At 65.2% G+C, this 21632-nt stretch carries 24 protein-coding genes and 1 tRNA gene; 8 read left to right on the plus strand and 17 right to left on the minus strand.

Features of this window, described 5'->3' with window-relative positions; all coding sequences use genetic code 11:
* Positions 1 to 3: 3 nt before the first annotated feature.
* The 4 genes from glpX to ACW176_RS16675 all read right to left on the minus strand — a co-directional run bounded on the left by glpX (position 4) and on the right by ACW176_RS16675 (position 4065).
* Positions 4 to 957 (minus strand): class II fructose-bisphosphatase, encoded by a 954-nt coding sequence (glpX, locus tag ACW176_RS16660; protein WP_492109923.1) that lies wholly within the window; start codon positions 955 to 957, stop codon positions 4 to 6.
* 51 nt (positions 958 to 1008) lie between these two features.
* Positions 1009 to 2298, minus strand: a complete 1290-nt coding sequence (locus tag ACW176_RS16665; RefSeq protein WP_492109924.1) for a homoserine dehydrogenase — start codon at positions 2296 to 2298, stop codon at positions 1009 to 1011.
* 28 nt (positions 2299 to 2326) lie between these two features.
* Positions 2327 to 3547, minus strand: a complete 1221-nt coding sequence (locus ACW176_RS16670) for an LL-diaminopimelate aminotransferase (protein WP_419316782.1) — start codon at positions 3545 to 3547, stop codon at positions 2327 to 2329.
* 110 nt (positions 3548 to 3657) lie between these two features.
* Positions 3658 to 4065 (minus strand): hypothetical protein, encoded by a 408-nt coding sequence (locus tag ACW176_RS16675; protein ID WP_492109925.1) that lies wholly within the window; start codon positions 4063 to 4065, stop codon positions 3658 to 3660.
* 320 nt (positions 4066 to 4385) lie between these two features.
* On the opposite strand from ACW176_RS16675, the gene ACW176_RS16680 reads away from it, so the two are divergent.
* A complete protein-coding gene (locus ACW176_RS16680; RefSeq protein ID WP_492109926.1) occupies positions 4386 to 6191 on the plus strand; it encodes a class I poly(R)-hydroxyalkanoic acid synthase in 1806 nt (601 codons plus the stop codon).
* Between the two features lie 69 nt (positions 6192 to 6260).
* Complete coding sequence (locus ACW176_RS16685) at positions 6261 to 6875, plus strand: DUF1287 domain-containing protein (RefSeq protein WP_492109927.1); 615 nt, start codon at positions 6261 to 6263, stop codon at positions 6873 to 6875.
* Positions 6876 to 6926: 51 nt separating this feature from the next.
* Here ACW176_RS16685 and argC read toward each other — a convergent pair whose 3' ends face one another.
* The 3 genes from argC to rplM all read right to left on the minus strand — a co-directional run bounded on the left by argC (position 6927) and on the right by rplM (position 8972).
* On the minus strand, positions 6927 to 7874 hold the full coding sequence (argC, locus tag ACW176_RS16690; protein WP_492109928.1) for an N-acetyl-gamma-glutamyl-phosphate reductase: 948 nt from the start codon (positions 7872 to 7874) through the stop codon (positions 6927 to 6929).
* Between the two features lie 147 nt (positions 7875 to 8021).
* Positions 8022 to 8495 carry a 30S ribosomal protein S9 gene (gene rpsI / locus ACW176_RS16695; RefSeq protein ID WP_419316776.1) on the minus strand — a complete coding sequence of 158 codons (474 nt, stop codon included), beginning with the start codon at positions 8493 to 8495 and terminating at the stop codon, positions 8022 to 8024.
* A gap of 3 nt (positions 8496 to 8498) precedes the next feature.
* Positions 8499 to 8972, minus strand: coding sequence for a 50S ribosomal protein L13 (gene rplM, locus ACW176_RS16700; RefSeq protein ID WP_035047832.1), 474 nt, complete (start codon positions 8970 to 8972; stop codon positions 8499 to 8501).
* A gap of 234 nt (positions 8973 to 9206) precedes the next feature.
* Between rplM and ACW176_RS16705 the strand changes: the two genes are divergently transcribed.
* Positions 9207 to 10610 carry an alkaline phosphatase PhoX gene (locus ACW176_RS16705; RefSeq protein ID WP_492109929.1) on the plus strand — a complete coding sequence of 468 codons (1404 nt, stop codon included), beginning with the start codon at positions 9207 to 9209 and terminating at the stop codon, positions 10608 to 10610.
* On the opposite strand, the gene ACW176_RS16710 is transcribed toward ACW176_RS16705, so the two are convergent.
* Positions 10607 to 11638 (minus strand): COX15/CtaA family protein, encoded by a 1032-nt coding sequence (locus ACW176_RS16710; RefSeq protein ID WP_492109930.1) that lies wholly within the window; start codon positions 11636 to 11638, stop codon positions 10607 to 10609. The two genes, ACW176_RS16705 and ACW176_RS16710, sit on opposite strands and share 4 nt — an antisense overlap.
* Before the next feature lie 147 nt (positions 11639 to 11785).
* Here ACW176_RS16710 and ACW176_RS16715 point away from each other — a divergent pair, with 147 nt between their 5' ends.
* Both ACW176_RS16715 and ACW176_RS16720 read left to right on the plus strand, forming a co-directional pair.
* Entirely contained in the window at positions 11786 to 12040 is a 255-nt protein-coding gene (locus tag ACW176_RS16715) for a GlsB/YeaQ/YmgE family stress response membrane protein (protein WP_419316774.1), read from the plus strand.
* The gene (locus ACW176_RS16720; RefSeq protein ID WP_492109931.1) at positions 12037 to 12282 is read left to right on the plus strand and encodes a DUF2842 domain-containing protein; all 246 of its coding nucleotides are present in this window, start codon (positions 12037 to 12039) and stop codon (positions 12280 to 12282) included. The genes ACW176_RS16715 and ACW176_RS16720 overlap by 4 nt, the downstream gene beginning before the upstream one ends.
* Before the next feature lie 71 nt (positions 12283 to 12353).
* Here the strand turns inward: ACW176_RS16720 and ACW176_RS16725 are convergent.
* The 7 genes from ACW176_RS16725 to ACW176_RS16755 form a co-directional block, all read right to left on the minus strand.
* Positions 12354 to 12430, minus strand: a tRNA-Pro gene (locus ACW176_RS16725).
* Between the two features lie 72 nt (positions 12431 to 12502).
* Positions 12503 to 12931: a MerR family transcriptional regulator gene (locus tag ACW176_RS16730; RefSeq protein WP_492109932.1), complete on the minus strand. Its 429-nt coding sequence runs from the start codon at positions 12929 to 12931 to the stop codon at positions 12503 to 12505.
* Positions 12932 to 12942: 11 nt separating this feature from the next.
* Positions 12943 to 13290: an integration host factor subunit alpha gene (locus ACW176_RS16735; protein ID WP_419255851.1), complete on the minus strand. Its 348-nt coding sequence runs from the start codon at positions 13288 to 13290 to the stop codon at positions 12943 to 12945.
* Positions 13291 to 13443: 153 nt separating this feature from the next.
* On the minus strand, positions 13444 to 14421 hold the full coding sequence (locus tag ACW176_RS16740; protein ID WP_492109933.1) for a beta-ketoacyl-ACP synthase III: 978 nt from the start codon (positions 14419 to 14421) through the stop codon (positions 13444 to 13446).
* Positions 14418 to 15503, minus strand: coding sequence for a phosphate acyltransferase PlsX (plsX, locus tag ACW176_RS16745; protein ID WP_492109934.1), 1086 nt, complete (start codon positions 15501 to 15503; stop codon positions 14418 to 14420). The genes ACW176_RS16740 and plsX overlap by 4 nt, the downstream gene beginning before the upstream one ends.
* Before the next feature lie 65 nt (positions 15504 to 15568).
* On the minus strand, positions 15569 to 16108 hold the full coding sequence (locus ACW176_RS16750) for a YceD family protein (protein ID WP_492109935.1): 540 nt from the start codon (positions 16106 to 16108) through the stop codon (positions 15569 to 15571).
* A complete protein-coding gene (locus tag ACW176_RS16755; RefSeq protein ID WP_419316767.1) occupies positions 16093 to 16623 on the minus strand; it encodes a ubiquinol-cytochrome C chaperone family protein in 531 nt (176 codons plus the stop codon). The genes ACW176_RS16750 and ACW176_RS16755 overlap by 16 nt, the downstream gene beginning before the upstream one ends.
* A 121-nt stretch (positions 16624 to 16744) precedes the next feature.
* On the opposite strand from ACW176_RS16755, the gene ACW176_RS16760 reads away from it, so the two are divergent.
* The 3 genes from ACW176_RS16760 (at position 16745) to ACW176_RS16770 (ending at position 18641) form a co-directional block, all read left to right on the plus strand.
* Positions 16745 to 17233 carry an outer membrane protein assembly factor BamE gene (locus ACW176_RS16760; RefSeq protein ID WP_419316766.1) on the plus strand — a complete coding sequence of 163 codons (489 nt, stop codon included), beginning with the start codon at positions 16745 to 16747 and terminating at the stop codon, positions 17231 to 17233.
* Between the two features lie 261 nt (positions 17234 to 17494).
* Positions 17495 to 18031, plus strand: coding sequence for a response regulator (locus ACW176_RS16765; protein WP_419321373.1), 537 nt, complete (start codon positions 17495 to 17497; stop codon positions 18029 to 18031).
* 244 nt (positions 18032 to 18275) lie between these two features.
* Positions 18276 to 18641 (plus strand): hypothetical protein, encoded by a 366-nt coding sequence (locus ACW176_RS16770; protein ID WP_492109936.1) that lies wholly within the window; start codon positions 18276 to 18278, stop codon positions 18639 to 18641.
* A gap of 81 nt (positions 18642 to 18722) precedes the next feature.
* Here ACW176_RS16770 and ACW176_RS16775 read toward each other — a convergent pair whose 3' ends face one another.
* The gene (locus ACW176_RS16775) at positions 18723 to 20864 is read right to left on the minus strand and encodes a sodium-translocating pyrophosphatase (protein ID WP_492057221.1); all 2142 of its coding nucleotides are present in this window, start codon (positions 20862 to 20864) and stop codon (positions 18723 to 18725) included.
* A gap of 241 nt (positions 20865 to 21105) precedes the next feature.
* Positions 21106 to 21618 (minus strand): hypothetical protein, encoded by a 513-nt coding sequence (locus tag ACW176_RS16780; protein ID WP_492109937.1) that lies wholly within the window; start codon positions 21616 to 21618, stop codon positions 21106 to 21108.
* Positions 21619 to 21632: the final 14 nt, after the last annotated feature.

Genomic DNA, 21632 nt, shown 5'->3' on the forward strand with positions numbered 1-21632 from the left:
ATCCTACACCCGGCGCTTCATTCGCACTTCGCGGACCGTGCCTGTCGAAGAGTTCATCACCAGGGTGTGCGTGTGCACGAAGCCATCCTTGTAAGTGACCCCGTCCAGCAGATTGCCCCAGGTGACGCCCGTGGCCGCGAAGATGGCGTCGGCGCGGACGATGTCGTGCAGGTCGTACTTCCTGTCGAGCTCGGTAATGCCCCACTTGGCGGCGCGGGCCTTCTCGTCGCTGTTGCGGAACAGCAGACGGCCCTGGAACTGACCGCCGACGCATTTCAGAGCCGCGCAGGCCAGCACGCCCTCGGGCGCGCCGCCGGAGCCGACATAGAGATCGATGCCGGTCGAGGGATCGGTGGTGTTGATCACCCCGGCCACGTCGCCGTCGGTGATCAGATAGACCCGCGCGCCGACCGAGCGGACGCTGGCGATGATCTCGGCATGACGCGGACGGTCCAGCACGCAGACGGTGATGTGAGACGGATCGACGCCCTTGGCGGCGGCGATGGCCTGCACGTTCTCGGCCGGCGTGCGGTCCAGATCGATCACCCCGGCCGGCAGGCCAGGCCCGCAGGCGATCTTGTCCATATAGGTGTCGGGCGCGTTGAGCAGCGTGCCCTTGGGCGCCCAGGCCATCACCGCCAGGGCATTGGGCATGGCCTTGGCGGCCAGGGTCGTGCCTTCCAGAGGGTCCAGGGCGATGTCGATGGCCGGGCCTTTGCCCGTGCCGACCTTCTCGCCGATATACAGCATGGGCGCCTCGTCGCGCTCGCCTTCGCCGATGACGATTTCGCCGTCGATGGCCAGTTCGTTCAGCGCGTTGCGCATGGCGTCGACGGCGGCCTGATCGGCGGCGATCTCGTCGCCGCGCCCGACCAGGGTCCATGACGCGATGGCGGCGGCTTCGGTAACGCGGACCGCGTCCAGGACCAGCGAGCGATCCAGGGTCTTAGAGCTCATCGACGTCTCCCAGCCTTGTCAGGCTAAATTCTCAGCCGCTTTTCGCGGTTCTCAGATGCGCGCGACGCGCAAAAGGCGCGGTCGCTCTAGCACAGCGCGCAGTTTTTCGATGCGGCTAATCGCGTCGAGGAGATTGGATTCCGGAGTCGCATGAGTAACGAGCACGATCGGCACGCCGCCCGCACCCTCGACGGGCTTTTGCAGGAAGCTGTCGATAGAGACTCCGCATTCGGCCAGGGTTTCAGAGATGGCGGCGATGGCGCCCGGCTCGTCGCGGACCATGATCCGCAAATAGGCCTTGCCCACCGTGCGGCTGGGATCGACGGCGATGAACGGCTTGAGGTTTCCGGCCGGAGCCTGGAACACGGGACGCACGGCGCCGGTCATCACATCGGCGATGTCGGCGGCCACAGCGGCGGCGGTCGGTCCCGCGCCGGCGCCAGGGCCCTGCACGAAGATCCGGCCCACGCGACGGCCCTCGATGAACAGGGCGTTGAGCGCCCCGCCCGCCTGGGCCAGCGGATGCTCCAGAGGCGCCAGCGACGGGTGCACTTTCACCGCCACGCCGTGATCGGTGCGCGAGGCGGAGGCGACGAGCTTGATCCGGTAGCCCAGATCCTTGGCCAGCTTGATGTCGAGCAACTCGACCGCCTCGATGCCCTCGATCTCGGCGGCCGCGAAATTGGGCGCACAACCAAAGGCCAGGGCAGCCAGGATGGTGATCTTGTGACCGGCGTCGAAACCGCCAACATCCATGGTCGGATCGGCCTCGGCATAGCCCAGGGCCTGAGCCTCGCGCAGCACGTCGGCGAACGAGCGACCAGTCTTCTCCATCTCGCTCAGGATGAAGTTGCAGGTGCCGTTGAGAATGCCGGCGACGGAGTCGATGTCGTCGCCGACCAAAGCCTCGCGCATCATTTTCACGGCCGGCACGCCGCCCATGACCGCCGCCTCGAACAGCAGTGGCACGCCCTGCGCTTCCGCCAGGGCCGCCAGTTCGGCCCCATGCTCGGCGATCAGGGCCTTGTTGGCGGTGACCACCGGCTTGCCAGCCTTCAGAGCCGTTTCGACCGCAGCCTTGGCCGGGCCGTCGGAGCCGCCGACCAGTTCGACGAACAGGTCGATATCCGGCGATCCGGCCAGGGCGACGGGATCGTCGAACCAGGTCAGGCCCGAGATATCGGTCGTGCGCGGCCGCGACCGCGACCGCGCCGAGACGGCGGTGACGATGGCGCGGTCACCGGCGGGCGCAAAATCGGGGCGCTCGGCCAGGAACTGCAGAAGGCCGCCGCCAACCGTACCGAGACCGGCGACGCCGACGCGCCAGGTTTTGTTCGTCATCTTCGAATCCTACTCGCGAAGCCCGTCCCTAGACCGGCTCCACCGAATTGTGGTGCTTGGCCAGGATGGCGTCGGCGTTGGTGATGAATTTCTTCACGTTGCGCGCGGCCTGACGGATGCGGTGCTCGTTTTCGACCAGACCGATGCGGACATAGCCCTCACCATACTCACCAAAGCCGACGCCGGGAGCCACGGCGACGCCGGCCTCCTCAATCAGCAGCTTGGAGAACACCATCGAGCCGGCCTCGCGATAGGCCTCGGGGATCTTGGCCCAGGCGAACATCGAGGCGGGCGGATTGGGGATGTCCCAGCCGGCGCGGGCCATGGACGACACCAGCGTATCGCGACGCGCCTTGTAGATGCCCCGGATCTCGTCGACGCAGTCCTGCGGGCCGTTCAGGGCGGCGGCGGCGGCGACCTGAACGGGGGTGTAGGCGCCGTAGTCCAGATAGGACTTCACCCGGGCCAGGGCGGCGCAGATGCGGGCGTTGCCGACCACCATGCCCACGCGCCAGCCGGCCATGGCGTAGGTCTTCGACAGCGAGTTGACCTCTACGGCAATGTCCTTGGCGCCATTGACCTGCAGGATCGACGGCGGCGGATTGTTCTCGAAATAGATCTCGCCATAGGCGACGTCGCTGATCACCAGCAGGTCGTGCTTTTTGGCCAGGGCGACGGCGTCCTTGTAGAACTCCAGATCCACCGACTGGGCAGTCGGGTTGGACGGATAGGACAGGATCAGCACGCTGGGCGGCGGCACCGAGTGCTTCACCGCGCGGCTGATGTTGGAGAGGTAGTCCTCGGGCGTCAGGGCCGGCACGTGGCGAATGACGCCGCCGGCCATGATGAAGCCGAAGGCATGGATCGGATAGGCGGGGTTTGGACAGATGATCACGTCGCCCGGCGCCGTCAGGGCCTGGGCCAGGTTGGCGAAGCCTTCCTTGGAGCCCAGGGTCGAGATGACCTCGGTGTCGGGGTTCAGCTTCACGCCGAAGCGGCGGTCATAATAGCCCGCCATGGCGCGGCGCAGCCCGGGAATGCCCTTGGAGGCCGAGTAGCGGCCAGCCTTGGGATCACGGGCCGTCTCGATCAGCTTGTCGACAATGTGCTGCGGCGTCGGCATGTCGGGATTGCCCATGCCGAAGTCGATGATGTCCGTCCCCTCGGCGCGCAGGCGCGCCTTGATCTTGTTGACCTCTTCGAAAACGTAGGGCGGCAGGCGGCGGATGCGATGAAAATCGGTGGTCATTTTAGGGCTCTATGCGCCGCTTCGGCGCTTCGGGAGCAAAAGTCGGGCATGGATAGACCCCAAGCGGGGCCTCGCCAAGCCAGTTCAAGGAAGATTATGCCTTCGCCGGCCTATTTGGGCTGCGGCGAAGGCGCGCTAGCTCGGCCACGCGCCGCCGCTGCGAAGGCTTCGGTCTCGGCGCGATCGGCGTCGGTGGGTGCGCCAAAGTCGGGCGCCTTGGCGCCCGCGCGCGCGCGGGCGGCGTAGCCCTCGGTGTCGGTCAGCTGGAAGGTTTCCGGTGCTGCGTCACGACGCAGCTTGGCGGCGGCGCGCTGTTCGGCCTCCACCACAGCCTTGATCCGGGCCGGTCCACGCACATCGGTGGGGACGGCGGGAATGTCGGCGAAAGAGGGACGACGGCCCTTGTAGCGCGCGGCGGCGAGGGTCGCCTCGGCGATCGGCGAAGACGGATCGACCTGGGCCGCCTTGAACGGCGAGGCGCAGCCCGACACGGCCAGAGCCGTGAGACCGATTAGCACGCCGAGACGTGCGATTTTGCCTGTTGCGCCGTTCATCTTGTCTCCGGTCTTATGCGATGATCGCGACGAACAAAAGGCCGCGCGCGTCGGCAAGCTGACGAGACGGTAGAAAAGAAGCGGGAAGAACCAGCATGGTTACGGCGAAAACACCCCCAAAGCCGCGCAAGGCCGCTGCTTCCAAGGCGAAAACGGCCTCTGCCAAGCCCAAGACTGTCGCCAAGCCTCCAGTCCCGCCGCCCGAACGCCCCCCGCATCAGGACGCGCCCAGGCCTCAAGTCGAATCGACCCGAGCCAACGCGGCGCCTCCAATCCCGCCATCGATGCCCGGCCTGGATGCGATGATGTCGCCCGATCAGCGTCAGATGCTGGAGACACTGTCGGCCAATCTGGCCCGCGCCGCTGTGACCGCCCAAGGCGCCATTGCCGAGGCAGCCCTGCGCCAGGCCGATCGTCCCGCCGCGCTGAACGCCGACCCGTTCCATGTCGCCCCGGCCATGAACGAGGTGATGTCCCGCTTGGCCGCCCAGCCCGACCGCATGCTGCGCGCCCAGGCCGATCTTTTCGGCCGTTACATGGATCTGTGGCAGTCGGCCGCCCGTCGCGCCGCTGGCGAAGACACCAAGCCCGTCGTGACCCCCGCCAGCGGCGACAAGCGGTTCAACGATCCCGACTGGGCGTCCAACCCCATGTTCGACATGATGAAGCAGTCGTACCTGCTGACCTCGAACTGGCTGAACGGCCTGGTGTCCGGGGTCGAGGGCGTCGATCCGGCTTCGAAGCGTCGGGTTGAATTCTTCACCAAGATGCTGACCGACGCCTTCTCGCCGTCGAACTTCCTGATCTCCAACCCCGCCGCCCTGCGCGAGGTGATGCAGACCAATGGCGAGAGCCTGGTGCGAGGCATGGAGAATTTCGCCGCCGACCTGGATCGCGGCGGCGGCCAGCTGGCTATCAGCCAGACCGACCTGGAGAAATTCAAGGTCGGCGAGAACGTCGCCACCGCCCCTGGCAAGGTGGTCTACCAGAATGACATCCTGCAACTGCTGCAGTTCGATCCGACCACGGAGCAGGTACACGAGATCCCCCTGCTGATTTTCCCGCCGTGGATCAACAAGTTCTACATCATGGACCTGCGGGTCGAGAATTCGATGATCCGCTGGCTGACCGGTCAGGGCTTCACGGTGTTCGTCACCTCGTGGGTCAATCCCGACGCCAAGCTCGCCGCCAAGACCTTCGAGGACTACATGCTGGAGGGCATCTATGACGCCACCCAGCAGGTGATGACCCAGACCGGTGTCGATAGGGTCAACACCGTCGGCTATTGCATCGGCGGCACCCTGCTGTCCTGCGCCCTGGCCCACATGGCCGCCAGGGGCGACAAGCGGATCAATTCGGCGACGTTCTTTGCGGCCCAGCAGGACTTCGCCGAGGCGGGCGACCTGCTGCTGTTCACCAACGAGGAATGGCTGCAGTCGATCGAGCAGCAGATGGACGCGACGGGCGGCTTCCTGCCCAGCCAGTCGATGGCCGACACCTTCAATGCCCTGCGCGGCAACGACCTCATCTGGTCATTCTTCATCAGCAACTATCTGATGGGCAAGGAGCCCCGCCCCTTCGACCTGCTGTTCTGGAACGCCGACCAGACCCGCATGCCCAAGTCGCTGCACATGTTCTATCTGCGCAACTTCTACAAGGACAACGCCCTGACCACCGGCGCCCTGACCTTGGGCGGCGAAAAGCTGGACCTGTCCAAGGTCGGCATCCCGATCTATGTCCAGTCGTCCAAGGACGACCACATCGCGCCCTATCGCAGCGTCTATCGCGGCGCGCGGGCTTTTGGCGGACCGGTGACCTTTACCATGGCCGGCTCAGGCCACATTGCCGGCGTGATCAATCACCCCGACGCCAAGAAGTACCAGCACTGGACCAATGACACCCTGCCCGGCTCGGTCGAGGGCTGGATCTCGGGCGCTCAGGAGCATCCAGGCTCGTGGTGGCCGCACTGGGCGGAGTGGCTGCGCGCCAAGTCCGGCCCGCTGGTCCCGGCCCGCGACCCGGCCAAGGGTCAGCTCAAGCCGATCGAGGACGCCCCTGGCAGCTATGTGCGCGTGAGATCCGACGCCTGATCGTTGATCACATATTCGCCGGACGACGTTCGCCCAAAACTCGCCCGGATCGTGGTGGAGCTTCCCGCCATGTCCGCGATCAGCCGCCGAACGACCCTGGGAATGATTCTCGCCGCGCCGGCGTTCGGCGCGATTGCAGCGACGCGCGACGGCAGGGATCTGGCCATGGCGGCGCGCGAGCAGATCGGGGTGACCAAGGCCTATGACGCCAGCTATCGGGCTATCGCCTATCCGCTAGGCGACGTGCTGCGCACCACCGGCGTCTGCGCCGACGTGCTGGTCCGCGCCGCCCGCGACGCTTGGCAGATCGACCTGCAGCAGCGGGTCCACGAGGACATGGCCCGAAACTTCGACGCCTACCCCTCGCGCAGAACCTGGGGCCTCAAGAGACCGGATTCCAATATCGATCACCGTCGGGTTCTGAACCTGGAAACCTATCTGCAGCGCCAGGGCGCCCTGCTGAGCCGAACAACGCGACGAGCGGCAGGCGATAGCTTCGACGAACCTCGCCCCGGCGACATCCTCACCTGGCGGGTATGGGGCGAGCGCCCTCACCTCGGCATCGTGGCGCGCGGCCCCGACAGCGCGCGTGTGGTGCACAATATCGGCGTCGGAACCAAGGAGGAGCCGCTGTGGATGTTCAAGCTCCACGCAGCCGTGGCGCACTATCGCTGGCGAGGCTGACCCTAAACGTCAGCCCTGAGCAGGAAATGCTGGCGTCGCCGGCGCGATGGATCAAAGACCCGCCGCCTCCTCCAGGCCCAGCGCCAGGTTGAGATTCTGCACCGCTGCGCCGGACGCGCCCTTGCCCAGGTTGTCGAGCAGGGCCACCAGACGGGCCTGACCGCTGGTATCGGAACCGAACACGAAGATCTTCAGGCGATTGGTGCCGTTCAGGCCTTCCGGATCCAGGGTGGTCATCACCTTGGCCTCGTCCAAAGACGCCACCTGGACAAACTGCTCGCCCCGGTAGTGGGCGGCGAAGGCCGCATGAATGTCGTGCAGGCAGCGGCCGTCTTCCAGCGTCGCCAGGTGCAGCGGCAATTCCACCAGCATGCCCTGGGCGTATCGGCCCACTGCGGGGGTGAAGATCGGCCGGGTCAGCAGGCCGCCGTGCTTCTGGATCTCGGGCACATGCTTGTGCGATAGGCCCATGGCGTAGATCCGGTACGGGACCTTGGTGTAGTTCGGCGCGGTTTCGTCCTCGAACTCGGCGATCATCGCCTTGCCGCCACCGGTATAGCCCGACACCGCATTGAACGAGATCGGCAGATCCGTCGGCAGGATGCCGGCCGAGACCAGCGGCCGGGTCAGGGCGATGGCGCCGGTGGCGTAACAGCCAGGGTTGGAAATCCGCTTGGCGGCGGCAATCTTGCCGCGCTGCTCGCGGTCGAGTTCCGCGAAGCCGTAGGCCCAGTCCCCCGCCGTGCGATAGGCCGTCGAGGCGTCGATCACCTTCACCGACGGATTTTCGATCAGGGCGACCGCCTCCTTGGAAGCCTCATCTGGCAGGCACAGGATCACGGCGTCGGCGCTATTCAGCATCTCCGCCCGCGCGGTCGGGTCCTTGCGCTTGTCGGGATCGATAGAGATCAGCTGGAGATCGGTGCGGCCGACCAGACGCTCGCGGATCTGCAGACCCGTAGTGCCGGCTTCGCCATCGATGAAGACCTTGGGCGTCATGCTGACTTCCGATCAATCCAGACAAAAAGCATTGGCGCGTGACGGGCGCCGAAACCGGCATCCACTTTCGGCTGCCACGCTAGGCGACAAAGAAAAAGGGCGCTCCGGTTTCCCGAAGCGCCCTTTTCCAAACGCGGTGAACCGCGTTTAGCGCTTCGAGAACTGGAAGCTACGACGGGCCTTGGCCTTGCCGTACTTCTTGCGCTCGACCACGCGGCTGTCGCGCGTCAGGAAGCCGTGCGGCTTCAGGACGGGACGCAGCGCGGGTTCATAGTAGGTCAGGGCCTTGGACAGGCCGTGGCGCACCGCGCCGGCCTGACCCGAGAGGCCCGAACCTTCAACGGTGACGACGACGTCGAACTGGCCCAGGCGGTCCGTGACCTGCAGGGGCTGAGCGATCATCATGCGCAGAACCGGACGGGCGAAGTAAACTTCCTGGTCGCGGCCGTTGATGGTGATGGTGCCCTTGCCGGGCTTGATCCAAACGCGAGCGATCGCGTTCTTGCGCTTGCCGGTCGCGTAGGCGCGGCCCTGGGCGTCGATCTTCTGGACGGCCGGAGCGGCCGCTTCGGGGTTGCTGGACAGGCTGGCCAGCGCGTCAAAGCCTTGAGCTTCGGACATGACTTAGGCGCTCCGGGTGTTTTTGGCGTTGCGCGCAGCGAAATCGATCGCTTCCGGGCTCTGCGCTTGGTGCGGGTGCTCACCGTTGTTGTAGATGAGCAGGTGCGTCAGCTGCTTGCGGGCCAAGGGGCTTTCCTTGGGCAGCATGCGCTCGACGGCCTTTTCGAGGACGCGTTCCGGGAAGCGGCCTTCCAGCAGCTTGCGCGGGGTGGTCGACTTGACGCCGCCCGGGTGACCGGTGTGACGATAGTAGATCTTGTCGTCCATCTTCTTGCCGGTGAACTTCACCTTGTCGGCGTTGATCACGACGACGAAGTCGCCGCAGTCAACGTTGGGGGTGTAGTCGGGACGATGCTTGCCGCGAAGACGCATGGCGATGAACGTCGCCAGACGACCGACAACGGCGTCCTGGGCGTCGACCACGATCCACTTCTTCTCGACCTCGGCAGGCTTCAGAGAAGCCGTGGTCTTTTGCATGGGATTGATCCGTATTCCTTGTGCATCAGGAGCCAAAGGAAACGGCTCCGTCTGCGTGAGGGGCGGCAGGTACAGGACGGTTTGCGGCCTGTCAACAATGCGAACGCAAGAAACTCGACAAACCCTTATAGCATAAGGGTTTGCGTGATGCGGTATCATAATACCCCATCGCAAGGCGTCATCGCAGCGTCATGCAAGACAGGCATAGGGCGGGCATAGCCCGGAGCCCCTGCCATGACCTTCTCGCGTCGCGCCTTTATCGCCTCGGCGGCCACCAGCCTGGCCTTCACCGGCTTCAGCGCACGGGCCCAGGACGGTGAAACGCCCAGCTATGCCTATACCAATGAGGTCGAGGGCTATGGGCCGCTTTTGCCAGACCCCAAGGGCATGCTGGAACTGCCTTCGGGCTTCTCCTATCGCGTGATCAGCCAGGCCGGCGAAACCATGGCCGACGGGTTCCTTGTGCCGGGCGCCTTTGACGGCATGGGCTGTTTCGACGTTGGCGACGGTAAGGTCGCCCTGGTCCGCAACCATGAACTGGGTCCGCGCGCCTTCGACTACGGCGCCTTTGGCCTGGGCGGCCGTCTGGCCGACCGCCTGCCCAAGGATCGGGCCTACGACTTCGGCGACACGGGTTTGCCGCTGCCGGGCGGCACGACCACGATGATCTACGACCTCAAGAGCGGCCAGACCGTCAGCCAGCACCTCAGCCTGGCCGGCACCGCCGTCAATTGCGCTGGCGGCGTCACGCCCTGGGGATCATGGCTGACCTGCGAGGAGACCACCCTCACCGCCGGCCTCGAGATCGGCAAGGATCATGGCTATGTCTTTGAAGTGCCGCACGCGGCCAAGGGTCTGGTCGATCCCAACCCGCTGAAGGCCATGGGCCGCTTCAAGCACGAGGCCGCCTGCATCGATCCGCGCACCGGCGTCGTCTACATGACCGAGGATCTGCCGGACGGCCTGTTCTATCGCTTCCTGCCCAATGACCGCCGCAACCTCGCCGCCGGCGGACGGTTGCAGGTGCTGGGCTTCGTCGGCGTGACGGAAGACGCTGACACCCGCAATCAGGAGGGCGAAGACAATATCAAACAGGGCGCATGGAAGGACGCGCGCTGGATTGATATCGACGGCGTCGACAACCCCTATGACGATCTTCGCCTGCGCGGTCACGCCAAGGGCGCGGCCTTCTTCGCGCGGGGCGAAGGCCTTTGGTGGGGTCAGGGCGAACTCTATTTCACCGCCACCTCGGGCGGCGCGGCCGGCGCGGGCCAGATCTTCCGCTATGTGCCCAGCCCCCAAGAAGGCCAGGCCGGCGAGGCCGATCAGCCCGGTCGCCTGCAACTGTTCGTCGAGAGCAAGAACGAGAGCGTGCTCGACTACGCCGACAACATCACGATCTCGCCGCTCGGCCACATCCTGGTCTGTGAAGACCGCTATTCGGAAGTGAAGCCCAATCACATCAAGGGCATAACCCCGGCCGGCAAGGTCTACACCCTGGCTCGCAACGCGTTCCGGGGTAATGCGGAGTTCGCTGGCGCCTGCTTCTCGCCCGACGGCCAGACCCTGTTCGTCAACGTGCAGTGGCCGGGCATCACCCTGGCCATCACCGGCCCCTGGGCCACCCTGAAGGCCTAGGGCCGCCGTACGCGCCAGGCAAAGGCGGTGGCGACGGCCAGCAACACCGCTGCGCCGGCCTGGTGCAGCACGCCCAGGGACAGCGGCACGTGGGCCATAAGGGTCCACACGCCCAGGCCGGCCTGCATCGTGACGACAACGGCGACCGCGAGGCCTGCCGCCTTGGCCTGAGCCGGCAGGTGGCGGGCGCGATAGGCCATGACACCCACCGCGATGCCCGCCGCGAACAGGGCGTAGGCGACCAACCGGTGGTGAAGCTGCACCGCGCCCTGGCTGTGGGCCAGCGTGCCCCAGAAACCCTTGCCTACATACTGGTCGGGCAGAAACGACCCGTTCATCAGCGGCCAGTCGTTATAGACCAGACCCGCATCATTGCCGGCCACCAGGGCGCCCAGCAGGCTCTGAAAGAAGATGGCGCCCAGCAGGGCCAGGGCCCAGCCGCGCCAGGCGGAACGCCCCTCGACGCGCGGTGAGCCGGCCCAGGCGTCCAGCGCCGTCCAGTTCAGCATGACGAACAGCGCCAGGGCCAGGCCCAGATGCGTCATCAGCCGTTCCGGCGCGACCGAAACCCGTTCGGACAGGCCGCTCGACACCATCCACCAGCCGACCAGACCCTGAAGCCCGCCCAAAAGCAGCATCACCGCGCAGCGCCAGATCAGGCGGCGCGGTATCATCCTGCGGATCAGGAAGAAGGCGAACGGGATGGCGAACGCCGCGCCGACCAGCCGGCCCAGGAACCGATGCCCCCACTCCCACCAGAAGATGGTCTTGTAAGCTTCCAGAGTCATGCCGGCATTGACCAGCCGGTACTGGGGGATCTGCTTGTAGAGCTCGAAATTGGTCTGCCAGGCAGCTTCCGACATCGGCGGCAACGCGCCCAGGATCGGTTTCCACTGGGTGATCGACAGGCCCGAATCAGTAAGGCGCGTGGCCCCGCCGACCACGACCATGCAGAAGACGAGGGCCGCCACGACAAACAGCCAGATGGCGACGGGGCGGGAACGGTCGGAACGCAGGAATGACGTCATGGTACCGGTCAAAGCGACTATTCTGGGCCGAAATGCGACCAGCCGTCCCGTACTCCCGTCGCGCTCAGCCGTCCATGACCGATGACGCTTAAGGAACTTTCGTGCGAGGATGGCGATGCGGACGACCGGTCTCGCGTGGAGGGTCTGATGAGCGGTGTTGGAGTATTCGCCACGGCGTTGATCGGCATCTTCGCTGGCTGGTTCGCCGACCTCGTGCTGGGACGGCGCCACTCGTTGTTCTTCAAGTTGCTGATCGGCGTGATCGGCGCCTTTATCGGCGTGTTCATCGCCCAACGCCTCGCCCTGCCCTTCACCGGCTTCTGGGGTGGCCTGATCGTCGCCAGCGTCGGCGCCACGATGTTTCTGGCCGTACTTGGCCTTGTCTTCCGGAGATCCGCGTGAGTGCTCACCCTGTTTCGCCCCGTCCCCTTATTCCAGCCAGGGTGCGGAAACTGATCGGCGGCCTGGGCATCATGGCCTTTCTGGTCGCCTACGTGGCCATCGCCGCCACTTTGTATGACTACCTGCCCGACAACCGCGCGGTGCACCTGGCGTATTTCGCTGTCGTGGGCCTGGTGTGGGGTCTGCCGCTGATGCCGCTGATGTCGTGGATGGGCAAGGCGGACAAGCCGGTCGTTCGCTGAGCCCGCCGAAACCGAAAAAGGCCGCCCCGTAGGGCGGCCTTTCCGTTCTTCCGTTTATTCCCTTGCGGAAATGGTCGGAGCGACAGGATTTGAACCTGCGACCCCTTGACCCCCAGTCAAGTGCGCTACCAGGCTGCGCCACGCTCCGACGGAAGAGGCGCTCTTATAGGCGCCGGTCCGGGGCTCTGCAACCGGTATTCCGGGTGAATTTCAAGGGGCCTCAAGGACGCTTCAAAAGGCCGTCCAGATGCGCCTTGACGACCTCGAGATCGCCGAGCGCAAAGGCCAGCCGATCGCGGGCCTCATCGGCCAGCTCGAAGCCGTGCGTGAGATCGTTGGGGCGAACGGCGTCAGCGTCCAGCATGGCCGAACCGTTGGAGCCCAGGCCCGCGGCGATCACATGGGACAGGCCCTGATCGCGATGCAGTTTCTGCACGCCCTTGATGGTCAGGCCTTCGCCGTGCAGCAGCACGCGCACGCCGTTAAGGACGGCAATGTCCTGCGGACGATAGAATCGCCGTCCGCCCGCCCGCTTCATGGGCCGAATGAAAGAGAACTTGGTTTCCCAGAACCGCAAGACATGCTGCGGCACGCCCAGCTCTTCAGCGGCTTCGGAGATCGTGCGGAAGGCGTTGGGTCCCTTCGCCACCGCGTGTGTGCCTAGCCGCCGAGGGCGCGGTCGATGCGCGCCTTCATGACCTGCGAGGCGCGGAAACCGATCACCCGACGGGGCTCGATCTCGGCCGGTTCGCCGGTCTTGGGGTTGCGACCCATGCGCGCCCGCTTGTCGCGAACCTGGAAGACGCCGAAACCCGACAGCTTGACGGTTTCGCCGCCCTCAAGCGCCTCGGCCACCAGGTCAAGCGTGCGCTCGACCAGACCGGCGCAATCCTGCCGGGTCAGACCGACCTCTTCATGGACAGCCTCGCAGAGGTCGGCCCGGGTCAATGTCGCGCCCTTCATGACGCCCCCTACGCGCTTTGGCGGGTCCCTGAAGGACTGCGCCAGATTGAAAACACTTGGTCCACTCAAACGAAGGTCGCCGACTTCACTCAGCGAACGCTGACGTTTAGCCACGCCTGCATGCCGTGATTATCGCATGAAGTCAAAGCCTCAAGGCCGAGACTTCACACTCGCCCGTAAGCCGGGCGCCGACGCTCGTCAGAGTCGCAGAAGACAGGCGCCCCAGGTCAGACCGCCGCCCATGGCTTCCAGCAACAGCAGTTGCCCCGGCTTGATGCGGCCGTCGGCCACGCCATGAGCGAAGGCCAGGGGGATTGAAGCCGCCGAGGTGTTGGCGTGAATAGCCACGGTCGAAATGACCTTGTCCTCGTCCAGTCCCACCCGGTGGGCCACGCCCTGCAGGATGCGCTGATTGGCCTGGTGGGGGATGAACCAGTCGACATCGGCGATCTCGACGCCGGCCGAGCTGACGGCCGCACGGATGGCCTCTGATATATTGATCACGGCGTGCTTGAAGACCTGGTTGCCCAGCATCCGCAGCTTGCCGACCGTGCCGGTGGTCGAGGGGCCGCCATCGACGAACAGCAGGTCCTGCTTGGTGCCGTCGGCGCGCAGGGCAAAGCTCAGCAGGCCTTGGTCGGCCGTGGTCCCCTGCCCTTCGCGCGGCTCCAGCACAACGGCGCCGGCGCCGTCGCCAAACAGCACGCAGGTGCCACGGTCGGACCAGTCCATAAGACGGGTCATGGTCTCCGCGCCGATGACCAGCGCGCATTTGGCGTGACCACGGGCCACGAAGCCGTCGGCGACGCTCAGCGCATAGACGAAGCCCGAGCAGACGGCCTGGATGTCGAAGGCAATGCCGACCGGCGCGCCCAGCTTGCGCTGCACGATGGTGGCTGTGGCCGGAAAGGTAAGGTCGGGCGTGGTGGTGGCGACGATGATCAGATCGACATCCGCTGCGGTCTTGCCGGCTGCTTCCAGCGCCGACTTGGCGGCCTCGAGCGCGAGGTCTGACACAGCCTGATCGTCTGCTGCCTGGTGACGCTGGCGGATGCCCGTGCGTTCGACGATCCACTCATCGTTGGTGTCGACGAACTTGGACAGGTCATCATTGGTGACGATCTTGGGCGGCAGATAGGCGCCGATCCCGGTGACCGCGCTACGGACAACGCTCACTCACTTACTCCATCACGCTTGGCGTCGACGGGACAGGCCTCGCCCTCGACGCTGCCTGGGGCCGACGACGCGGTCAGGCGCTTCAGATTTCGGTCGATCTCGGCGGTGAAGTCGCTACGCGCCAGATCGGTGGCCACGCGGATCGCCGAGAAGAAGCCGTTGGCGTCGGCCCCGCCGTGGCTCTTGACCACGATGCCGTTCAGGCCCAGCAGCGGCCCGCCATTGACCCGGCCCGGATCCAGTCGCGCGCGCATCTTCTTCAGTGCGCCCGAGGCGATCACCGCGCCCAGCATGGCCAGAGGACCCGAGGTCAGGGTCGACTTGATCTCACCGGAGAAGAAACGCGCCAGCCCCTCGGCGGTCTTCAGGGCCACATTGCCGGTAAAGCCGTCGGTGACGACCACATCGACCGTACCGTAGGCGATATCGGTGCCTTCGACGAAGCCATGGTAGTCAAAGTCCAGCTTGGTCTCGCGCAGGATGGCGTGCGCCTCGCGCACCTCGTCATGGCCCTTCTGATCCTCGGACCCGACATTGAGCAGCCCCACCGTGGGTCGCTTGGAGCCGTGCACCGCGTGATGGAAGGCCGCGCCCATGATCGCGAACTCGACCAGTTGGGCGGCGTCGCTCTCGACATTGGCCCCGACGTCCAGAACCGCGGTAATACCTTTCATGGTCGGCCAACTGGCGACGATGGCCGGGCGCTCCAGCCCGGCGCCCATGCGCAGGATCAGCTTGGAGATCGCCATCAGGGCGCCGGTATTGCCGGCCGAGACGCAGGCCTGGGCCTCGCCGGCGCGCAGCGACTCGACGGCGTTCCACAGGCTCGAGCCCTTGCCCCGGCGCATGGCCTGGGCGGGTTTTTCGTCCATGGCGATGAACTTGTCGGTGTGACGGACCTCGCTGACGGCCCTGGCGGCCGGCGACTTGGCCAGTTCGGCGTTCAGCCTGGCTTCGTCGCCATGCAGCAGGAATCGCACGCCGGGCAGCGCCTGAGCCGCCTTGGCGACCCCCGGAACCACGACGGACGGACCGTGATCGCCGCCCATGGCGTCGATCGAAATGACTATGGTGTTGGACACGTTGGCGCTTTTAGCTCCTGGGACGCCCGCATGAGTATCACGCAAGCGGGGCGAGTCGGATCCGTTTAGTCCGAATCGCCCTGGGGTTTGAGCGCCTTGAGCGCGGCGAAGGGCGAGATTTCCGCCGTCGGGAGCGGATTCTCGAACACCGCGCCCGGCTTGCGGGGGAAGGGATCCAGCTCAAGCGCCAGATGCTCCAGCACATAGCCGGAGACGTCGATCACATCGCCTTCCAGCACATCCGGCGGGTCATCGGCCTCGGGGTCCAGCCCGAGTTCGCCGCCTTCTTCGGCCGGTGCATGCTCGCTGTCAGCGGGGATGACGTGGACCGTGAACCGCGCCTCGATGGCTTCCTCAAAGTCGTCGGCCGTCACGCTGCACACCTGGATCACCCTGGCGCTCAGGCGTCCAGAGACCTCAGCGCCATCCATCCAGGAGGTCAGATAGACCTCGGACGAGAACGCCTCCAGGCGGACCAGGCCCAGTTGCTTGGCGATAGCCTTGCGCTGATCGGCGTCGGGCTCAAAGCGCAGGCTGATGTCGCCACGATCGACGCGGGCCAGCGGAACCTCGCAGGGCCAGGATGTATTTACGGGTTCGGCCATTGCGCCTCTCCTTGCAGCAGGGCGTCCAGCGACTGGGCAGCCAAGCCTTGGCGCGCGGCCACCACATAGGTCGTCAGCGCTTCGGCGTCGCCCTCGCCGCGCTCTTCCAGAACCGTGCGGCCGATCATCTCGCCCAGAGCGGTGCGATCCGGCAGCGAGGCGGCGGCTTCGTCGAACGCCTTCAAGCGACCATAGAAGGCGCCGGCCAGCTTCTTCATTTTCTTGCCGACGGCGTTGTCCGAGACGCCGATCTCACGGAAAGCATCGTCCAGACCGCGCACATAGGCGTCGAACACGGCCTGGGAGGTTTCAGCGGCCAAGTCACCCTGCGCCTTCAAACGTTCGAGCAAAAGCACGACGTGCAGCGTGAACAGTTCGAACCGGCCTTCCAGCGAGTCGCGAACGCCCATCGTCGCGTACAGGGGCGCTGAGCGCGCCTGCGCGACGGCCGATGCATACAGCTTGGCCCCGGCGGCCTTGGCGGGCCTGGGTTTCAGCAGTCGATCCAGAATCATTCAACGCCTCTATTTCGCCGCGACCCGGAACTAGATGAGCTACCGGTCCACGCGGGCCATTGAACTAAGCCCCTGCGGGCGATAGGTCAAAGTCCAGCATTTTTCCGGTTCCGGAGCCTACATGTTTCGTCCCGCCGTTTTTGTCGCCGCCGCCCTCGGCCTGTCCGCCGTTATGGCCGGCTGCACACCGCTGACGAGCTATTCCGGCTTCCAGGCCATCGAGGCCCGCCCCGCCGACATGAAGGTCGGCGAGGACAGCAAGTCCACCTTGATGGAGAAGCTGGGCTCACCCTCGACCATTTCAACCTTCGACCCGAACACCTGGTACTACGTATCCCAGACGACGGACCGGGTGGCCTTTTACATGCCGCGCGTGATCAAGCGCGACGTCATCGCCATCAAGTTCAACCCGGCCGACGAAAAGGTCGCGTCGGTGAACACCTTCACGCTGAAGGACGGCAAGGTCATCGCCTATAACGGCCGAGAGACCCCGACCCGCGGTCGCGAAATGACCATTCTTGAGCAGTTGCTCGGAAACGTCGGTCGTGGCGGCATGCTGCCCCAGGACGATCAGAATGTTCCCGGCAGCCGCCCCGGCGACCGCCGCTAAGCTTCACAGCACCGCCGAGATTCAGAAGGCCGCGCCCTTGCAGAGCGCGGCCTTTTTCGCGCGTCGCGACAGTCCAAAAAATCAATCCACCCTAACGACAGGTCTCTATGAGGGGATTTGAAGTCAAAACTCGGTCATGACGGTTTCAGAAACTCGAATTTCGCCAAGAAACACTTCATAAACCAGAGCAGGCGCACCGTCATCGTTAGGGACATCAGGGTCCTACGGCATTCACATTGCTGGGTGATTGGAGATGGTTGAGTGAACGGGATGGACCTCAGTTCGTTGTCCGTACTCGTTGTCGACGACAACTCAAACATGCGCAAAATCATGGGCGCAATCCTGAAGTCCTTTGGCATCCGCGCTATTCACGAAGCCGAGGATGGCCTTCAGGCGCTGCGCATTCTGACCGCCCGGGACGTCGATATCATTTTCACGGACTTGATGATGCAGCCGGTCGATGGCCTGGCTTTCATCAGGTGGATCCGGACATCCCCCGCCAGCCCTTCCCCCTATATCCCAATCGTGATGATCACAGGCCACGCCACCAAGCGCAGTCTTGACGAGGCGCGCATGGCCGGGGTCACCGAGTTCCTCGCCAAGCCGCTGAATGCGCGCGGGGTGATGCACCGCCTCAACGAGGTGATCAACAACCCCCGCCCCTTCGTTCGCGTGGGCGCCTATTTCGGCCCCTGCCGCCGTCGCCGGATCGACCACGAGTTCGCTGGCCAGGAACGGCGCGCCGCGGCTCGCGAGGCCGGCGAAGAGGCTGACTTCGATCCCGAGGACGTCTACTAGGTCGCCGTTCGGCGAAGTGGGTTCCGGTCCATTGCCGAAACAGAACTCCACGAAAAGACCTCGAGCAAACACGCTGATTCCGTCATGGCGACCTTTGCCCTGCTGCGATCAGCGTGATGCGGATGGATCGCCGCGGATGAACTCAACATAACGAGCGGCTCGGGGAACGTTCAGGCGGAGGGTGGCTTTATGGCTGCATCAGATCGCACTCCCCGGCGATCGCCCGTTCCGAAAGGTTCTCGCCATGAAACGCCTCCTGCTTTCCCTCTCAGCCCTGGCCATCGTTTCTGCGGCTCCACTGGCCGCCCAGGCCGCGCCTTGGCAGTCGGTCAACCAGCGCCAGGCCAATCTGGATCGCCGCATCGACCAGGGCGTCCGCAGCGGCGAGATCACCCGCTCGGAAGCCCAGCGTCTGCGCGGCGAGTACCGAAGCCTGGGTCGCCTGGAGTTCCAGTACCGCCGCAGCGGCGGCGGCCTGTCGATGCAGGAACGCCGCGACCTCGACATGCGCTTCGACCGCCTGAGCCAGCGCATCTATGTCCAGAAGCACGACCGCCAGGATCGTGACCGTCACGGCCGTGATGGTCACCATGACGGCCGCCGCGGCTAAGCCTGCCGGGCCGACGACAAACAGAAAACGCCCCGGAGATCACTCTCCGGGGCGTCGCCTTATCTAAGGTATGTCTGTGGATCAGGCGCCGTGGGCCAAGACCGCCAGCAGCAGCAGGGCCACGATGTTGGTGATCTTGATCATCGGGTTCACGGCGGGACCCGAGGTGTCCTTGTAGGGATCGCCGACGGTGTCGCCGGTGACGGCGGCCTTGTGAGCCTCCGAACCCTTGGTGTGCAGGACGCCGTCCTTGTCGGTGAAGCCTTCCTCGATCACCTTCTTGGCGTTGTCCCAGGCGCCGCCGCCGCTGGTCATCGAGATGGCGACGAACAGGCCGGTGACGATCACGCCCATCAGCATGGCGCCGAGCGACGCAAAAGCGTCGACCTTGCCGGCGATGGCCTGGATCACAAAGAACAGCACCACCGGCGAAACCACCGGCAGCAGGCTGGGCACGATCATTTCGCGGATCGCGGCCTTGGTCAGGATGTCGACCGCCTTGCCGTATTCGGGCTTGACCTCATAGGTCATGATGCCGGGATTTTCGCGGAACTGGCGACGCACCTCGGCCACGACGGCCTCGGCGGCCCGGCCCACGGCCGTCATCGACATGCCGCCGAACAGGAAGGGCAGAAGCCCCCCGAACAGCAGGCCGACCACGACATAGGGGTTGGACAGATCGAAGGTCACCGGACCCATGCCCTCGAAGAAGCTGCCCGGCGCGGCGTTGGCCGAGAAGAACTTCAGGTCTTCGGTATAGGCGGCGAACAGAACCAGGGCGCCCAGACCCGCCGAACCGATGGCGTAGCCCTTGGTGACGGCCTTGGTGGTGTTGCCCACGGCGTCAAGCGCGTCGGTGGTGACACGGACTTCCTTGGGCAGGCCGGCCATTTCGGCGATGCCGCCGGCGTTGTCGGTGACCGGACCAAAGGCGTCCAGGGCGACGATGAAGCCCGCGAGCGACAGCATGGTGGTCGTGGCGATGGCGATGCCGAACAGGCCCGCCAGATTGTAGGTCACGATAATGCCGACGATGATGGTCAGGGCCGGCAGGGCGGTGGATTCCAGCGACATGGCCAGACCCTGGATCACGTTGGTGCCGTGACCCGAGACCGAGGCCTGAGCCACCGACTTCACCGGGCGGAAATTGGTGCCGGTATAGTATTCGGTGATCATCACGATCAGGGCGGTGACGCCCAGACCGGCCAGGCCGCAATAGAACAGGGCGTTGGCGTCAAAGGTCTGCTCGCCTACGGTGACAGCCGCAGGCACCAGCTGGTGGATCACGTACCAGACGGCCGGGATCGACAGCAGGCCCGTAACGATCAGCCCCTTGTAGAGGGCGCCCATGATGTTCTGGCTCTTGCCCAGGCGGACGAAGAACACACCGATGATCGAGGTGACGATGCACACCGCGCAAATGGCCAGCGGCAGCAGCATCATGGCGGTCACGGCTTCCGTGCCCCGGAAGAAGATCGCCGCCAGGACCATGGTGGCGACCGTGGTCACCGCATAGGTTTCGAACAGGTCGGCGGCCATGCCGGCGCAGTCGCCGACATTGTCGCCGACGTTGTCGGCGATGGTTGCGGCGTTGCGGGGGTCATCTTCCGGGATGCCAGCCTCAACCTTGCCCACCAGATCGCCGCCCACGTCGGCGCCCTTGGTGAAGATGCCGCCGCCCAGACGGGCGAAGATCGAGATCAGGCTGGCGCCAAAGCCCAGCGAGACCAGAGAATCAACCACGACCCGGTCAGTCCCGACGTAGCCGCCGGGCCCGGTCAGCAGCGCGAAGTAGCCCGCCACGCCGATCAAGGCGAAACCGGCCACCAGCATGCCGGTGACGGCGCCAGAGGTGAAGGCCATCGACAGGCCCTTGGCCAGGCTCTCGGACGCGGCCTGGGCGGTGCGCACATTGGCGCGGACCGAGATCAACATACCGGCGAAGCCGGCGGCGCCCGACAGGATAGCGCCCAGGGCGAAGCCGACGGGCTGCTCCCAGGATTTAAAGAAGAAGGCCAGCAGGGCGATGACCACCACGCCGACCATGGCGATGGTGGTGTACTGGCGTTTCAGATAGGCCTGAGCGCCTTCCTGGATCGCTGCGGCGATCTCCTGCATCTTTGCATTGCCGGCCGAGGCCCGCATCAAGCTGGCCGTCTGAACAGCGCCATACAGCACCGCCAACAGCCCGGCCGCTATGGCCAGTATAAGCCAAGAACTCATCCGTAAATTGTCCCTTCGCGCTTCCAATCACGAGGGGTACGCCGATCCGGTTTGGACGCCCTGATCATGATCAAGAGGTCGTTCGGATAGACGGGTGGGCCTTATGGCCTCGTGCCCCCTCGATGCTCCCTGAATTGACGCGCACAGCACGCCAAGGCCTGGACAGTGCCAAATGGCACAAGGGTGCGCAACCCGTGGCCGTGCACGCCACGCGGTAGACGAAACGATTGTTCGAAGCGGGTTAGTGGTGGGCGGCGGCCGGAGCGGAATGCCCGCCCGACGCAGGAGCCGCAGCGCGCTTGGGGCCGGAAGGATGCGGGATCTGCTTGCGGGCGATCTGCTTGGTGATCTCGACCGAAGCCACCTTGCCCTTGCCGACCAGGGTCGCGACTTCGCGCATCACCACGGCCTTGAGCTTGTCGGCGTCGACCTCGATGTAGGTGTCGGAAGCGGTGAATGGCGTGCGGTGAGCGGCCTTGACGACGGCGTCGCGCAGCAGCGGCTCCTGCCCTTCCATCGCGGTCACGGGGACGGTCGGGGCCATCTTCAGGGTCATGTTGACGAAGATGTAGTTCAGCAGCTTGCCATCGACGATGATCGGAACGGCGATGGGCTGAAGCTTGATCGTCGGGTCCGGCGCGGCGGCCTCGCCCTCCTTCTTCTTCGGCGGTCCACTGGCCAGGGCGGGACCCGCCACGGCCAGCAAGGCTGTGGCGATCAGGAGGCGGCGCGTAAGGGCGGAACGAGCGATCATGCGCTCTTCATACC

The sequence above is a fragment of the Caulobacter sp. FV1ye13L genome (assembly GCF_058681155.1).